Raw genomic sequence first — 15,922 nt, 5'->3', positions numbered from 1 at the left:
TTGTTTCTCCCCCCACTCACGTTATACTACCCGGACTGGAAGTTCCGGACTGGAAGTAAGCATGAGTAATCCCATGAGCCAAGTGATTGAAACGTCGCAAAGGGTCTACCCCTTTCCGCCGAAACCTGTGGCATTGACTGACACTGAGAAAAAACAACACGTTGCGCGCATCAAACAATTGTTAGAAGAAAAAGACGCGGTACTTGTTGCTCACTATTACACGGATCCAGAGATCCAAGCCCTTGCCGAAGAAACCGGCGGATGTGTGGCTGATTCGTTGGAAATGGCTCGCTTTGGCAACCAACACTCAGCAAGTACCTTGATTGTCGCTGGTGTACGCTTTATGGGGGAAACCGCCAAAATTCTCACCCCAGAAAAAACCGTGCTAATGCCGACACTAAACGCGGAGTGCTCGTTAGACTTAGGCTGTCCAGCGGACGAATTCACCGCGTTTTGTGATGCCCATCCGGATCATACCGTGGTGGTATACGCCAACACCTCAGCCGCCGTCAAAGCGCGTGCCGACTGGGTGGTGACGTCGAGCATTGCGTTAGAAATTGTCGAGCACCTAGACAGCCAAGATAAGCCGATTATCTGGGGCCCCGATCGCCACCTTGGTGCCTATATTGAGAAAGAAACCGGCGCGGATATGCTGCTATGGCAAGGTGAATGTGTGGTGCATGATGAATTTTCAGCTCAAGCGCTGGAAAAAATGAAACACCTCTATCCTGATGCCGCGATTCTCGTTCACCCCGAATCGCCTGCCAGTGTGGTAAAAATGGCTGATGCCGTTGGCTCAACCAGCCAGCTGATTAAAGCAGCACAAACCCTGCCGAACGAAAAGCTGATTGTGGCCACGGATAAAGGCATTTTTTATAAGATGCAGCAAATGGTGCCGGAAAAAGAACTCGTCGAAGCCCCAACCGCCGGCGCGGGCGCGACCTGTCGAAGCTGCGCTCATTGCCCATGGATGGCAATGAACGGCCTCAAAGCGATAGAGAGCGCACTTGAAGTCGGTGGTGAAGAGCATGAAATCCACGTTGACGACAAGGTGCGCGAAAAAGCGCTAATCCCGCTCAACCGCATGCTCAACTTTGCTGCTGAAATGAAGGGGTAACCTCCGTAGGTCGGACAAGCGCCAGCACAATGCCAATCAATATCACGATGTGTGCCGCGCGCCCGTTGCACGGCGCCTCCGACATGAAAGCCAAATTTGGCACCGATGTTAAATTTGGCACTGAGCGTGACAGGCGTCCGCTGGCAATGAGCCCATATCCAACATCGCGTAAGGGCTTGTGTCACCTACACTAATGGGATCATCGATATATGAACCAGGTGTAGGTCGGCATAAGCGCCTTCTCGATCGCGCAAGCTTGGTGTGATTTCCGCCGCGCGCCATCCGACATTGGCGGCCAAATTTGGCAATCATCGTGACAGGCACCCGTTGGCTCAATGTATCATATCGACATCTTACCGGGGCTTGTGTCACCGTCGCTTAAATGATCGGTATGCACGGGTAATCGTTTAATCTGTTAATACAAACTCCACGACTAATACAAACCCCACGACGGATGATAAATCCCTCTTTTAACCTCACGATGAAATGAGGAATACGGCCAATCAGACACTTGTTCAACCCAACCGTGTTTAACCGGGTTGAAATGCACATAATCAAAATGATGCTTAAAATCTCTCTCATCCCTGATCGTATGCTCCCAAAATCGATCTTGCCATATTCTCCCTTTTGCCGTAACAAATCGCTTATCTATTCGGGACACACTTTTGGTAAACAGCTTCTTTATCTTGCGCCACCTGGTCGAATAATCTGAGTCATTGTTGGGAAGTGTCCAAATAGTATGTAAATGATCAGGTAAAACGACCCAAGCATCGATATAAAAAGGATGAGACGCGTTGACTGTTGCCACCGCTGAGCGTAATAACGTAATGTACTCCGTAAGCAGCTGCATCTCTCTGTCACGCAGGTTCACCGTAAAAAAATACGTCCCCCCACATGCATAGTTCCTCAGATACCGCATTCCAGGCTCTCTTTTGCCAACTTCACATACCCTCAGATGATGCGAAGCCAAGAGAGGAATCAAGTTTCATTACAATAAATTAGAATTCAGCCGCGAAACACAATTGAAGATGTTTGTTGTACCGAGACGTGTGTCATCGTCGCCAATGGGATCATCGATATATAAACCAGGCGTAGGTCGGACAAGCGCCGGTGCGATGTTAATCATGAATACCCAAGCCAAAGCGCGCCCGTTGCACGGCGCCTCCGACATCATTGCCAAATTTGACAACGACCGTAACAGGCACAGTGCAAATGGCGCCCATATCGCACTGTTCACCCAATCTTTCCCTAGGCCGTGTTGACAGCGGGTACACAGTACACATACTATAATGTATAAGGAGTTAAGAACGTGAGCCACGCACTCCATTTTATTGAGACCCCGACATTCACTAGGTTGATTGCCGCACTCGCGTCTGATGATGAGTTGAAAGAGCTACAGAGTGAACTCATAGCTCAACCTGTAAAGGGCGATCTGATTCAAGGTACAGGTGGGCTAAGAAAAGTCAGGATGGCCAAGAAAGGGCAAGGAAAGAGCGGGAGTCTAAGGGTCCTATATTATTTTGCTTACGCTGAAACCATTTATTTAGTATATGTGTACGCTAAAACAACGCAAGATACTTTGACAAATGAAGAGAAAAAGCAGTTGAAAGAACTAGTTAAACAACTGCGAGGTGATGAGAAATGAGTATTTTTACAGATCTAAAGACGTCCCTTGAAGAGGCGGCCGAAATCAAGAAAGAAAATATGGAGCCTTCACGGATAACTTCTTATACCATTGAAGACGTTAAGGCTATTCGTGAAGATATTCTGAATGTATCGCGCTCTGAGTTTGCCAAAGCAATGAGTGTGAGTGTTGAGACAGTAAAAAGCTGGGAAAATAAGCGTCGTAACCCCTCAGGCTTAGCGGCGAAAGTGCTTCACACTATCAAAGATAACCCTGAGTTTTACAAAGCATTAGAAGCTCATTAGTGGCAGCAAGTTGTTTATATTACCTAAAAAAATCTGTAGGTCGGACAAGCGCCAGCACAATGCCAATCAATATCACGATGTGTGCCGCGCGCCTCCGACATGAAAGCGAAATTTAGCACCGATGTTAAATTTTGCACTGCTCGTGATAGGCGCCCACCGACATCAGTCTGCGTGCGCTCCCCACGCCCTAACAACCCTCTCGTGAACGCTTAGTTCTTCCTGTGAGAAATGGCCGGAAATAATTTGACATATATTTGACTGTCTGATGACAGATCGATAATCTTTATGTTTGCTTTTTTGTACGAAAAGAATAATAAACTGGCCAGAGACAATGATCTATTTACAGAACCATAAGCCTATTGGCAGCGGACAAACCCGAGACTGCTACCGGCATCCCAACGACTCAACAAAGTGCATTAAAATCATGAAAGCCAACCAGCCGAGTGATGTGAATGCGAGGGAGTGGGACTATTATCAGTATCTAATCAAGAAGCATGTAGACACCAGCCATTTACCGCAATGTTATGGATTTATCGACACAGACTTAGGGGTAGGGTTAGTCTTTGATCTTGTTGGCAATAGCGAACATGAAACCTTTTTAAGCTTGCTTGAGAAGGGCAAGCTGGCCCGAGAAAAGGCGTCCAAGATATTTGTTGGTGTCGAACAATATTTGAAAGACACCAAGATTTGTTTTATCGATACCAATTTGAACAACATTGTGGTGGATAAAGATAACTTCTACATCATTGACGGCATTGTTCCTCCTAAAGAAAAACGCGCTTGGCTATATCAAAAGGTACCACTAATCAGTCGTTGGCGAACGCAAAAGTCGCTTAAGCCCGCCAAAAGAAAGCTTGAAAAGCTACTCAACGGTGAGCCAGTAGAAAATGTGGGATGTGGTGACACCGAAATCGCGTGAGTCAGCCAGTGTCCCATTGGCAACTTGCGTATACCCAATATCACGCCGGAGCTTTTTTCGTCGCCTAACGAACCACCAAAACATAAGCCAGGCGTAGGTCGGACAAGCGCCAGCACAATGCCAATCAATATCACGATGTGTGCCGCGCGCCCGTTGCACGGCGCCTCCGACATGAAAGCCAAATTTGGCACTGATCGTGACAGGCGCCCGTTGGCAATCTACACCTATCCAACATCGTGCAGGGGCTTGTGTCACCTACGCCAATGGCACCACCGGTTATTTACTCCGCATCCTCCGCTAACGCCGCGCCGTGGTGGGTAAGACCACACAACATGGTAGGCATAGCGTTAAAGATTTCCTCAAACTGTGCCAATTCTTCCGCGCCTTGTGCTTCCATGGTGGAAAGGGCGGTTTCGGGATCGTAAAGCAAGCTAATAGACAGCACTACGCCACCGAGTAGGGCATTGCCATCGGTGTTTTCCGGCATCAGCGTTTCCCAATCATCCCGGGTCAGGCTCCAGCCTTGCAACAACCCCTCGGCGAAATCGCGGGTCGCTTGGTTGACAATCTCAGCGTCATCCAACAAACAGCCTTCCGGCCATTGCCAAGTTTTCTCCAACAACTGTTGGCGCTGTTCATTCCAAATATCCACAATCAGATTGGCGTACTGCTCAAACTGCTCATGGCTCTCAAACGGCGCTTGTTCCTCGCCACCCCACATCACAGGAAGCCACTCGCTAGGGCCAATAACATGAGGGGCGGCCGCCATCGCGGTGACCACACCACGGGTTTGCATTTCGTTAAGTAGCTGGCTGCTATCGGCATGCTGGGTGAGAAAATCTGATAATGTCATAACACTCTTATTTGCATTTTGGTATATGGCAAGAGTTTAACAGCTTTCAGGTGTGGTTGCTTCCATCACACATCAGTCGTTGCTCAACACGTTGACGACTGAATCGGGGTGGTTAACGCTTTTTTCCAGACATAGTGATGCTTTTGGTGATGGAATAGCCATTTAAACCCAAAGCCATCACCAACAGCTTGACCGCAAAGCGGCAACTCTCTATAGTACGCCCCGTTAACGCGACAGCGGGTAAGTCAATCACCCACAATAAATAGCTCGCGTAACACACAATATGGTGAGGTGTCCGAGTGGCTGAAGGAGCACGCCTGGAAAGCGTGTATACGGCAACGTATCGAGGGTTCGAATCCCTCTCTCACCGCCATCATTAAAAAAACCGCCCTCGTGGCGGTTTTTTGCTATCTATCGCTCACCGAACGATGATCTCAAACCATTTTCACCCTCACAGCAATTGTCCAAGTTGCTTTTATCCCTTATCTAAAAACGCTAACCTAGCCGCAGTTAAATTTGAGATATAAGCAATAAAGCATGGAATGGATGAAGTGGGCCGCGTATTGGCGTAACTGTTTAGCGGATGCTGACAGTACCAAGGGGTTTTTTAACCGGAAGGAGTTAGCACAAAAACGTAATATCTCTTCCTCCTCATTAGTAGAAGGCTGCCTGAGCTCAGAAGAAAATGACGGTGAATTATTCAGCAATGAACCGGCGGATACCATTGCGGTTAAAGCGCATATATGGACGTTTGCGTTTGTTAAAAGGAATATCATCGAGCACGGGAAGCAGAAAAACAGCGCCTTACCGTATTATATCGCGCCGATTATTTGCCCCGTGTGGATAACGCGATCAGGCCGACTCTATCCCGCGTCTGCGCCTTTCGTCTCCCGTGACACCCTTGCGCCTCAGCATCAAGACGTGATAACCGTGTCAACCGTTGAACAGGTCGATCACTTTTTAACTAACGCGTCGATACAGTGCTTAACAGAGTCTGATGTTGAGGAGTTGGAGCGTGATAACCCAGAACAGCACGCGATAGTATGGGATCAGGCGTATAACACGGCGCGGGATCTATACGCCTCCGTCTGCAAAGACTACTTAGACGAAAGGGGCTTTAAAGACTTGTATGAAGTGTCACCCGACGGTGCTTATCTAGAAAAAATTGAAACGTCAGGTAGCGCATTTCATATCATCAATGCGTATGACTTGATTCGTGAAAACAAGCCGACATTGCCGCTACTCAATACCTACGCCACCTACACATGCAATAACAGACGGCCATGTGAAGATTATGCCACGTCGATAAGTACGAGAATTGCGCATTCCGGTGATGCATTTCCCCTTGCTGATGCCCAACGAGATGCCCTGACCAGCACGCTAGCGATTGAATCGGCCAATATGCTAGCCATCAATGGTCCTCCAGGGACTGGCAAAACCACGTTTGTGCTCTCGACTGTGGCATCCTTGTGGGCTAAAGCAGCGTTAGAAGACAGTGAGCCGCCGATTATTGTTGCCGCATCGACCAATAACCAAGCGGTCACCAATATTATTGAAGCGTTTGGTAAAGACTTCGGTAAAGGTGACGGTCCGATGGCAGGGCGGTGGCTGCCTGGTATCGTAAGCTACGGTGGTTATCTGCCAGCAAAGTCAAAACAACAAGAAGCGGATCAGTTCTATCAAACGGACGCCTTTTATAATGGCCTAGAGAACAAAGATACCCTGTATAGCGCCACACATTACTTGATTGATAGAGCACGTCAGGCTTTTCCGAGCCTTGCCTTGAGTGATGAACCAAAAGAAGCGCTAAAAGAGATAAAACAGCAATTGCACGGCAAGCTGCAAACCGCGATGAACCAACTACAAAACGTACAACAAGGTTGGCTCGACTACGACAAGCAGCGGCAGGTATATCACCAGCAATTAGGTAGCGATCCAGCCGCAGTGATAGCTGCACATGAAACTGAGTTAGCAGAGCTTCAAGCGGCTAGCCAAACCCTAAAGGGAAGCCTGAATCAGTGGCGTTTTTTCTTATCACAAGAATCACTAATCGAATCTACGCTCGCGTTTTTACCCGCCGTAAAAAGAAAGCGCCATGCTAGCTATGCGCACTTTGTTGATACCCAGCTTTGTGATACCGCGCAGGCGCTGTACCGAGAGTATGGTATCGATCGATTTGAAGCCGCTCTCAATCAGGCATTTGCAAAGCAAGAAAAACAGCGAGAAGCGAAAAAGCAACAGCTTGATGCGTTGTATGACTGTCAGCAGCAGTACCTGACGTACCAGCAAAAGTGGATGGGTATCTGTAATACGTTGTTTGACACATACAGTGCTCCGCCGCCGAGTGGCAAAGATCAGATTGTCGATATTGATACCATGGACAAGTGGTTAGATACCCATGTCCGTTTTTTTGTTTTTCGAGTCACCGTCCACTATTGGGAGGTGAGATGGTTGTTAGCCTGCTATGCCTTAGGAAAAAATCTTGATAGCCAGGCGAAAAAAAGTGGCGAAAAAGCCAGCTTGGCGCGTTGGCGTCGACGCATGATGCTGACGCCCTGTATTGTCTCAACCTTTCATGCACTACCCTCTCACATGACAATAAAACGCCACAGTGCGGGAGAGTTTATAACTGATTATCTATTCAACAGTATTGACTGGTTGATTGTTGATGAGGCCGGGCAAGTTTCCCCAGAAGTAGCAGGGGCCAGTATGGCTTTTGCCAAAAGAGCGTTAGTGATTGGGGATACTCAACAAATTCAACCAGTACGCTCACTCTCTTCCGTGGTTGATCAGGGGAACCTGTTCAGTGCTGGTTTACACGCGCTGGCGGATGAATACGAAGAAACCGAAGAAATAGCACGCTTGGTTACGCAAGGCAGTGTGATGCACGTGGCACAACAGGCAAGTCATATCCATTACCACTCAGACGCAGAGCCAGGGATGTTACTTAGGGAGCATCGGCGCTGTTATGACGATATTATCGAATACTGTAACCGGCTTTGTTACAACGGCTTACTCTTACCCAAGCGCGGCCCGGCTGAACATTCAGAAGAAACGAATAGTGAACGGTTTCCGGCATTAGGTTATGCCCACGTTGACGGTGCCGCCGTCCGAGAGGCAGGGAGCACGTCAAACCGTGTTGAGGCGATAGCCATTGCCCATTGGCTACGAGACAACCGTGAGCAAATAGAAAGCCAATTTGGGGCACCACTAGAACAAGCGGTTGGCGTGGTAACTCCCTTTAGAGCGCAAGTAGACGCCATTAAAGAAGCCTGTAATGACAATGGCATTCTCTGTGAGGGGGACGAGAAAATGACAGTGGGCACCGTGCATTCATTGCAAGGTGCGGAGAGAAAACTCGTGATCTTTTCTCATGTATACAGCCGTCACTTGGACGGGCAGTTTATTGATACAGATGCCACCATGCTCAATGTGGCGGTCTCCCGTGCGAAAGACAGCTTTATTGTCTTTGCTGATATGCAAATGCTCACTCATGCACGCATGGGCTCACCACGCCAAGTGTTGGGCGAGATGTTGCTATGGCGTGATAAAAATGCGCTGACCGTTGCACCAGTAGAAAGGCCTGATTTATTGCGTTTCAGCGATAAACCCAAAACCTTATGGAATGCGCAAGAACATGATCACTTCCTTACGACGATACTCGCGCATGCCGAATCGCGGGTTGATATTATATCGCCTTGGCTGCAAGCGAGAACACTACAAGAAACGGGGTTAGATAACGCGATGCAGCAGGCAGTTGAACGTGGCGTGAAAGTGACGATTTACACAGACAGGCACTTCAACACCACACATAACAACCGGTATGACCCACAAAAGCGGCAACAACTCGACCAGTGTATCGAACGGCTACAGACTCTCGATGTTGAGGTTTATATTGTCGATGGGGTGCACAGCAAAATGGTGATGGCGGACGACAGCCACATGGCGGTTGGTTCCTACAACTGGCTCAGTGCTGCGAGGCAAGGGCGGTATTGCAACCTAGAAACCTCACTGTATTACTCGGGGCAATTGCAAAAAGAGTGTCAATACAACCTAAACATGCTGGTGCCCGACACGACAGATAACCCCATGCCTGCCTGAACTGTGATTTAAAAAAAGGTGCGCTTTTTTAAGCCAAGTGAGACAAAATGAGAGCAAAATAATGGCTGCACACTTTTGCAACCTATACGTAAACGCTATCATAAGCGTCATCTGACCGTTCGAGCATAGCACCCAGGTAACACTGGCGACCGCTAGGGGTTAAACAATTGCTAGCAAGCAAAAAATAAATAAACAATAGGGACAATAGAGTGAGCGATAAACAGCAACCCGTACAGCCTCAGTATGTGGCGCCACCGTACTTTCAACAGCCCCACGATGATGAAATTGATCTCAGAGAGCTTTTTGCTGCGTTGTGGCAGGGAAAGCTCACCATTATTGCTTGCACTGTTATTTTTGCACTCGCGGCCGTTGCTTATGCGCTTACTGCACAAGAGTGGTGGTCGAGCAAAGCGGAAGTTACCATACCTAATGTCACCAACGTGGCATCGTTCCAGCAGCAGGTAAACCAATATCAGCCTATCTTTAAATCGATCAGCGAGAACGAAGACAAAGAGGCTGTACAAAACAAGCAACTGACCGACCTTGCCGATCGTGAGCGTATTTTCCAACGCTTTATCTCATTGTTTAACGCTACGCAAACGAAGCTCGCTTTTTTTGATCAAAACGAAGAATTCCAGCGCATTAAAGCCAGTTTCGATGCTGAAGATGCGACAATGAGCGAAGAAGATGAGGAAGGTAGAAAGTTCTATCAAGACTGGCTTGGCCGAGTAAGTGCTGAACAGTCAGAGCTCAGGAACGATATTTTAGATGCGGAGCTTTCTGTGCAATCAGTGACACCAGAGAGCAGTTTAATTTTACTCGAAGGCTATCTTAAATTTGTAAACAGAAAACTAAACGCGCAGCTGAATCAAGACTTAGCCGCTGTGGTGCGGATTGAAACACAAGCTTTGCAGCAGCAAAAGAAGAGCTTGAACGCACAAGCGAAAACGGCATTAAAGCAAGAAACTGAACGTACCCAGCACGCCCTTACCATTGCCAAAGCGGCGAATGTGAATACTCCCTTGCAATCACTGGGCGAGCAAGATCTCTTCCCTATTCAAATGGGTGCCAGCGCAATTGAAGCCAAGCTCAATGTACTAAAAAGCCTCAAGGATCCAAGTGTGCTAGAGCCACAGCTAAGCCCGCTGATGGCTAAGCTTGATACATTAAGTTCGATTGAGCGCAGTAATGTACAAGTACAACCATATAGTATATTGGAAAACCCAGCGTCGCCCCTTAACCGAGACAAACCTAAGCGCTCGCTGATTGCAGTATTGGGTACATTACTCGGTGGTATGCTCGGCGTTGCCATTGTATTAGTCCGCTTTGCCTTCAAGCGAGATTAAGTAACGCGAGTAGAATGGCGAGAAAGCTCAAAGCAGTCCCCAGGAACCGAGGTCCTGGGAATGTTCTCGGGCTACCATATTACGCGACCTTTCTCCTAGGGGGCCTCGTGGAACCCCTTTTCCGGACATAATTTAAGGAAAACACGATGAAAATTGCCGTTGCTGGAACAGGTTATGTAGGCCTGTCGAACGCCATGTTACTGGCCCAACATAATGAAGTGGTCGCACTCGACATTGTGGAAGAAAAGGTAAACCTGCTTAACAAGCAACAATCACCGATTGTCGATGCTGAAATAGAGCAATTTCTCGCTGAAAAGCCACTGAACTTTACTGCTACCCTAGACAAAGATCAGGCCTACCAAGGCGCGAACTTTGTGGTTATTGCCACCCCCACTGATTACGATCCCGAGACCAACTACTTTAATACCCGTTCAGTCGAGACGGTGATTAAAGATGTGATGGCGATTAACCCGGAGGCGGTGATGGTGATCAAATCGACGGTACCTGTGGGTTACACGGAAAAAATCAAGCAGAAAATGAGCTGTGAGAATATCCTCTTCTCGCCTGAGTTTTTGCGCGAAGGTAAAGCGCTTTACGATAACTTGTACCCGTCACGCATCATTGTCGGCGAACAATCCGAGCGCGCGCGCCAATTTGCCACCTTGTTGCAACAAGGCGCAGTGAAATCGGGTATCTCGGTCTTGTTCACCCATTCCACCGAAGCTGAAGCGGTAAAGCTGTTCTCCAACACCTACCTGGCAATGCGCGTAGCATACTTTAATGAGCTGGATAGCTACGCTGAATCTCATGGTTTGGATTCGCGCCAGATCATTGAGGGAGTAGGGTTAGACCCACGGATTGGCGACCACTACAATAATCCTTCGTTTGGCTACGGCGGCTATTGCTTACCGAAAGACACCCGTCAATTGTTGGCCAACTACCAAGACGTGCCTAACAACATTATTCAAGCCATTGTTGATGCCAACACCACCCGCAAAGACTTTATTGCTAATGCGATCATCAAACGCAACCCCAAAGTGGTGGGTGTATACCGCTTGGTGATGAAATCCGGCTCCGATAACTTCCGCGCCTCAGCCATCCAAGGGATCATGAAGCGGATTAAAGCCAAAGGCATTGAAGTGGTAGTGTACGAGCCCGTGCTTGAAGAAGACACCTTCTTTAACTCATACGTGATCAGAGACTTGGATACCTTCAAACAACGCGCCGATGTGATTGTCGCCAACCGTATGGTTGACGAGATCCGCGATGTAGAAAGTAAAGTCTACACCCGCGACTTGTTCGGCGCGGATTGATTGTCGGCACCACAAACTATACGTCGATGGTGCCATTGGCGTAGGTGACACAAGCCCCGGTACAATGTCAACAACAAGGCACTATGCCGCCTGGGCGCCAGTTGCACTGCGCCTGTCACGATCGGCGCCAATTTTAACACCGGCGCCAACTTTGACCATGATGTCGGATGGCGCCGTGCAACGGACGCGCGGCGGAAATCCCCCCAAGCTTGCGCGATCGAGAAGGCGTTTATGCCGACCTACGCCTGGTTTATATATCGACGATGCCATTGGCTGGGCTTAAGCTTTTCGTCTTCTCCCTCGCAAAATCCTCTTAACACGATACAACTCAACCACCTACCTCGCGTAACCTCATCGCACATTCATAAACGATGGATGATGCCATGTTTTTTATTACCAGCCGTATACCCGAACAAGGGCCGACGAGTGAGGCTGGCCGTTGGCTCAGCTTTGATAACCAAAACACCGATATCTCAAAGTGGGTGTATTTTTGCCAACGCGGCGGGCAGGGTGAATACAAAGAGATCACTGCTGTGCCGTTTATGGCCAAACTGAAAGCCTTACCCGTGCATACCCAGATACTCTTTTTGCTCCATGGTTATAACAACCAAATGGAAAGTCATATCTTTCCGATGGCACAGACCTTACAACTCCAGTTTGATCGCCTGTCACCCAACGCCATACTGGTGGTACCGATTATCTGGCCTTGTGATGAAGATGGCCAGCTCGGTGTTATTGATGATTACTGGGATGATCAACTTGCTGCCACCGCGTCAGGCTTGGCGTTTAGTCGTTTACTCGCGATGTTTGATGACTGGCGTCGCGCCCCCGAGCAACAAACTGATCCGTGCAAACGGCGCATGAACCTGCTTGCGCACTCCATGGGGAATCGCGTGCTCATCAGCACCTTTCACCATTGGCACCAACATGCTGGACTCGACACCATGCCACAATGGTTTCGGCATATCTTTATGATGGCCGCCGATGTTGATAACCAAGCGCTAGAGCCGCACCAGCCAGGGAGAGCCGTCCTCGATGCCGCCAAACAAGTGCATATTTACTATGCCGCCGATGATATTGCCATGGCCGCCTCAAAAGTGGTGAACGTACGCCACCGCACCGTCACCCGCCGCCTGGGCATGACTGGCCCTGAAAATCTTGACGCGCTTCCCGCCAACAAAGTGACGGTAACCGACTGCGACGCCTTTAACGACCGATTCGACCCTCACTGGGGTCATACCTATTTTCTTACCGACGACAACAACCACCCAAGCCCGTTGATAGAACAGATGATGAGTAAGATGATAGGTACATAGATACCATGGGCGACGATAACAACATTTGAACCAACAACCTGGACGTGGCCATGCCCAACACCTCAATAAACAATAAAACCCTCACCGTCATCCACCATGGTGGCTATCAAACCGTGACTGGCTCGTGTCACCAAGTGGATATAAAACCAAGCGGTTTACGCTTGCTGATTGATTGCGGGCAATACCAAGGAGATGAAATTCGAGAGGCGAGGGTAAACCTTAATGGCAAACGCATTGATGCGTTGATCCTTACCCACGTTCATATCGACCACTGTGGCTTACTGCCATGGCTATTGGCGGCTGGCTTTAACGGTCCCATTTATTGCACTGAGGCTACCGCCGCTTTGGTGCCGCTATTGATTGATGACACCTTAAAATTGCAACTTAATATGAACTATGGTCATCGTCAGCGGGTGCTCGACCGTATCCGCCAGCTGATGGTGACACTGCCATACAACAGCTGGCATCGGCTAAAGCCCAAGCAAAAAGGGCAGCCAGCGACCTACTTGCGCTTGCAACCCGCCGGGCATATTTTGGGCTCAGCCTATGTAGAATTAAAACTGCCGGACCAACAACGAATAGTGTTCTCCGGTGATTTAGGGCCCAGTAATACGCCATTGTTGCCCGACCCAATCCCGCCAAGCCGTGCCGATATCTTGTTTTTAGAATCCACCTACGGCGATAAAACCCATGAATCCGTTGCCACCCGTGCCCAGAGGCTAGAGGCGATTATTCAACGTTCATTAGAAGACGGTGGCGCGATACTGATCCCCGCATTCAGCGTTGGCCGCACCCAAGAGCTGTTGTTTGATATTGAGCATCTTATTCACCAAAAACAGCTTGATGATGCGCTTCCTATTATTCTCGATTCGCCCATGGCGCAAAAAGTCACGCGTCACTATCGCCAGTTTAAAAAGCTGTGGAGCAAAGAGGCCAAAATCAAACTGAACCAACACCGTCATCCGCTAGCCTTTGAGCAATGCATCACCATTGATGAACACAGCCAACACATGGCGCTGGTTAACCGCCTAAAACAAACCGGCGAGCCGACCATCGTGGTCGCCGCGTCTGGCATGTGCCAAGGTGGGCGCATCATGAACTACCTTGCCGCATTACTTGAAGACAAACGCACCGATGTGATTTTTGCCGGCTACCAAGCCCAACACACCCTCGGGCGAGAGTTACAACAAAGCAACAAAAAGGTGTGGATAGACAACACCTCAGTCAACGTTAACTCGCAAATCCATACCATCTCCGGCTACTCCGCCCACGCCGACCAAAACGACTTAGTGAGGTTTGTGCAAGGCATCCAACCGCCACCCCAACAGATCCAATTAATCCATGGCGAACCCGAGACTCAGCGAGCATTGCGTGCCAAGCTCAAGGAATTCGCGGATTAATGCCTAAAAACCCACCACACTGCCTGCGCAACCTCGACTTTTCGCCACTAAGCCTTTTGCCCACAAAAGTTAGCAGGTAAACTCAAAACCCATTAAAATGTACCGACCGTGCGCCTTGCACAGTCACACAAACTCTAACTATGCGCACAGGGGGAGCGACACCTCATGGCGGTAGCGTGGGTAAACTCCCCGAGGGCAACCAGAGAAAACGCATCAAGATCCGCGTCATGCCTGGCCTAGCGATTTAATGACTTGGTTATCACTTAAGGCTGAAAACCGTGCGTTGTACCATGTTTATTAATTAAAATAAGTGAAAATAAAGGATCAATTTGTTGATCATTTTCAGTACAACTTAATAATCTCCTAATGTTTAGGAGATTAAAAATGACAGAAGGGAAAAGTCCACTTATACATTTCTTTTCCATCAAAGATATTCGTCAAGAAGGTAAAATTGAGCACGCGTTATCAGATATTATTTTGATCACGATTTGTGCGGTATTATCTGGCCATGATACCTGAAAATATATTAGTGATTATGGCCGTAAGCAGCGCGATTACTTATTACGTTTTGGCTTTTCAGGTAAAACGTCACCGTCGGCAGATACGATCGCAAGAGTAATGGGAACCGTCAGTCCAAAGGAATTACAAAAAGCCTTTATAGAATGGATGAAATCGTGTCATGAATTAACGGATGGCGAAGTGGTTGATATTGATGGAAAAAAACTGAAAGGTTCGTATAAAAGATCAAGCCGCTATTCATATGGTTAATGCATTCGCAACCGCAAATGGTGTATGCCTCGGACAGTCGAAAGTAGACAGTGAGAAAAATGAGATTACTGCAATCCCTAAGCTTCTAGAATTTCTCGATATTTCAGGTTGTTTGATTACCATAGATGCTATGGGTTGTCAGTGAAAAATCGCACAGAAAACCACCGATAAAAATGCCGACTATTTGCTTGTTGTTAAAGGAAATCAAGGCAATTTAGACGAAACGTTTGATAATTATTACCGCCCGTCAATGCTTCAACATTTTGATGGTGACAGTTATTCTTCACAAGAGAAATCGCATGGGCGTTTAGAAACACGATGTGCACTGATTAATGCCGATTTCAGAGTATTAGGTGATTTAGCTTATGATTGGCCTGAATTAAAAACGATGGAAATCATGGTGAGTGTTCGTCAAGAAAGGCAAACACGCTGAAGAGTCAGATATTTCAGTGCGTTATTATATAAACTCAAAAGCACTCACAGCGAAAGAGCTTCACGATGCCACTCACTCGCACTGGTCAATTGAATCAATGCATTGGCAACTCGATGTTGGATTAAAATACATACCGAATAAGAGTAGATGACCGAGCGGAAACTTTTCCACGAACAAGGCAAATGGTTTTGAATTTATTAAAGCAAGAGAAGAGTTTCAAAGCTGGCATTCAACGCAAACGAATGATGTGCGCGATCGACCAAGAGTACCTAGTGAGCGTGTTGGGAAGCCTTTCGTGACGCGGATGTTCATGCGTTTTCCGTGACAGTATTCATAAAAATTATTTTTTATCAAATATTAAAGCAAGGTGCTAAAATGAAAAAAAAAGTAGGAATTATTACTTATCACGCGTCACACAACATAGGGT

General features: G+C 48.0%; 11 protein-coding genes, 1 tRNA gene and 1 pseudogene. 11 read left to right on the top strand and 2 right to left on the bottom strand.

All coding sequences use genetic code 11. The features are described 5' to 3' along the window. Window positions 1-73: 73 nt before the first annotated feature. Window positions 74-1,117 carry a quinolinate synthase NadA gene (gene nadA / locus BZG72_RS00070; protein WP_077578114.1) on the top strand — a complete coding sequence of 348 codons (1,044 nt, stop codon included), beginning with the start codon at window positions 74-76 and terminating at the stop codon, window positions 1,115-1,117. 433 nt (window positions 1,118-1,550) lie between these two features. Here nadA and BZG72_RS16550 read toward each other — a convergent pair whose 3' ends face one another. Beyond that, complete coding sequence (locus BZG72_RS16550) at window positions 1,551-2,036, bottom strand: REP-associated tyrosine transposase (RefSeq protein WP_077665827.1); 486 nt, start codon at window positions 2,034-2,036, stop codon at window positions 1,551-1,553. 390 nt (window positions 2,037-2,426) lie between these two features. Here BZG72_RS16550 and BZG72_RS00060 point away from each other — a divergent pair, with 390 nt between their 5' ends. The 3 genes from BZG72_RS00060 to BZG72_RS00050 all read left to right on the top strand — a co-directional run bounded on the left by BZG72_RS00060 (window position 2,427) and on the right by BZG72_RS00050 (window position 3,965). Next, window positions 2,427-2,762: a type II toxin-antitoxin system RelE/ParE family toxin gene (locus tag BZG72_RS00060; RefSeq protein ID WP_077665826.1), complete on the top strand. Its 336-nt coding sequence runs from the start codon at window positions 2,427-2,429 to the stop codon at window positions 2,760-2,762. Beyond that, window positions 2,759-3,046, top strand: coding sequence for a NadS family protein (gene nadS / locus BZG72_RS00055; RefSeq protein WP_077665825.1), 288 nt, complete (start codon window positions 2,759-2,761; stop codon window positions 3,044-3,046). Before BZG72_RS00060 ends, nadS begins: the two co-directional genes overlap by 4 nt. Before the next feature lie 331 nt (window positions 3,047-3,377). After that, window positions 3,378-3,965, top strand: coding sequence for a YrbL family protein (locus BZG72_RS00050; RefSeq protein ID WP_077665824.1), 588 nt, complete (start codon window positions 3,378-3,380; stop codon window positions 3,963-3,965). 280 nt (window positions 3,966-4,245) lie between these two features. On the opposite strand, the gene BZG72_RS00045 is transcribed toward BZG72_RS00050, so the two are convergent. Beyond that, window positions 4,246-4,818 carry a UPF0149 family protein gene (locus tag BZG72_RS00045; RefSeq protein ID WP_077665823.1) on the bottom strand — a complete coding sequence of 191 codons (573 nt, stop codon included), beginning with the start codon at window positions 4,816-4,818 and terminating at the stop codon, window positions 4,246-4,248. 285 nt (window positions 4,819-5,103) lie between these two features. Here BZG72_RS00045 and BZG72_RS00040 point away from each other — a divergent pair. The 7 genes and pseudogenes from BZG72_RS00040 (at window position 5,104) to BZG72_RS00005 (ending at window position 15,794) form a co-directional block, all read left to right on the top strand. Then, window positions 5,104-5,191: transfer RNA gene (locus BZG72_RS00040), tRNA-Ser, on the top strand. Window positions 5,192-5,355: 164 nt separating this feature from the next. After that, the gene (locus BZG72_RS00035) at window positions 5,356-8,919 is read left to right on the top strand and encodes an AAA domain-containing protein (protein WP_077665822.1); all 3,564 of its coding nucleotides are present in this window, start codon (window positions 5,356-5,358) and stop codon (window positions 8,917-8,919) included. Window positions 8,920-9,128: 209 nt separating this feature from the next. Next, window positions 9,129-10,265, top strand: coding sequence for an LPS O-antigen chain length determinant protein WzzB (locus BZG72_RS00030; RefSeq protein WP_108743002.1), 1,137 nt, complete (start codon window positions 9,129-9,131; stop codon window positions 10,263-10,265). Window positions 10,266-10,411: 146 nt separating this feature from the next. After that, complete coding sequence (locus BZG72_RS00025; protein ID WP_077665820.1) at window positions 10,412-11,578, top strand: nucleotide sugar dehydrogenase; 1,167 nt, start codon at window positions 10,412-10,414, stop codon at window positions 11,576-11,578. 383 nt (window positions 11,579-11,961) lie between these two features. Further along, complete coding sequence (locus BZG72_RS00015; RefSeq protein WP_077665818.1) at window positions 11,962-12,894, top strand: alpha/beta hydrolase; 933 nt, start codon at window positions 11,962-11,964, stop codon at window positions 12,892-12,894. A gap of 50 nt (window positions 12,895-12,944) precedes the next feature. Further along, the gene (locus BZG72_RS00010; RefSeq protein ID WP_077665817.1) at window positions 12,945-14,294 is read left to right on the top strand and encodes an MBL fold metallo-hydrolase RNA specificity domain-containing protein; all 1,350 of its coding nucleotides are present in this window, start codon (window positions 12,945-12,947) and stop codon (window positions 14,292-14,294) included. 384 nt (window positions 14,295-14,678) lie between these two features. Next, window positions 14,679-15,794 (top strand): annotated as a pseudogene (locus tag BZG72_RS00005) (ISAs1 family transposase). Window positions 15,795-15,922 lie beyond the last annotated feature (128 nt).

This window comes from Salinivibrio sp. PR6 (genome assembly GCF_001995955.1).
In the GTDB taxonomy this organism is placed as follows: domain Bacteria; phylum Pseudomonadota; class Gammaproteobacteria; order Enterobacterales; family Vibrionaceae; genus Salinivibrio; species Salinivibrio siamensis.
Note: the sequence above shows the minus strand (reverse complement) of the source record. Positions and strands in the feature narration are given on the sequence as shown.

What these genes read in the sequence shown, in the direction of transcription:
- BZG72_RS00025 (WP_077665820.1), top strand. Translation starts at nt 10,412, where the DNA reads ATGAAAATTGCCGTTGCTGGAACAGGTTATGTAGGCCTGTCGAACGCC.
- BZG72_RS00045 (WP_077665823.1), bottom strand. Translation starts at nt 4,818, where the DNA reads ATGACATTATCAGATTTTCTCACCCAGCATGCCGATAGCAGCCAGCTA.
- BZG72_RS00035 (WP_077665822.1), top strand. Translation starts at nt 5,356, where the DNA reads ATGGAATGGATGAAGTGGGCCGCGTATTGGCGTAACTGTTTAGCGGAT.
- BZG72_RS00050 (WP_077665824.1), top strand. Translation starts at nt 3,378, where the DNA reads ATGATCTATTTACAGAACCATAAGCCTATTGGCAGCGGACAAACCCGA.
- BZG72_RS00015 (WP_077665818.1), top strand. Translation starts at nt 11,962, where the DNA reads ATGTTTTTTATTACCAGCCGTATACCCGAACAAGGGCCGACGAGTGAG.
- BZG72_RS00010 (WP_077665817.1), top strand. Translation starts at nt 12,945, where the DNA reads ATGCCCAACACCTCAATAAACAATAAAACCCTCACCGTCATCCACCAT.
- BZG72_RS16550 (WP_077665827.1), bottom strand. Translation starts at nt 2,036, where the DNA reads ATGCGGTATCTGAGGAACTATGCATGTGGGGGGACGTATTTTTTTACG.
- nadS (WP_077665825.1), top strand. Translation starts at nt 2,759, where the DNA reads ATGAGTATTTTTACAGATCTAAAGACGTCCCTTGAAGAGGCGGCCGAA.
- nadA (WP_077578114.1), top strand. Translation starts at nt 74, where the DNA reads ATGAGCCAAGTGATTGAAACGTCGCAAAGGGTCTACCCCTTTCCGCCG.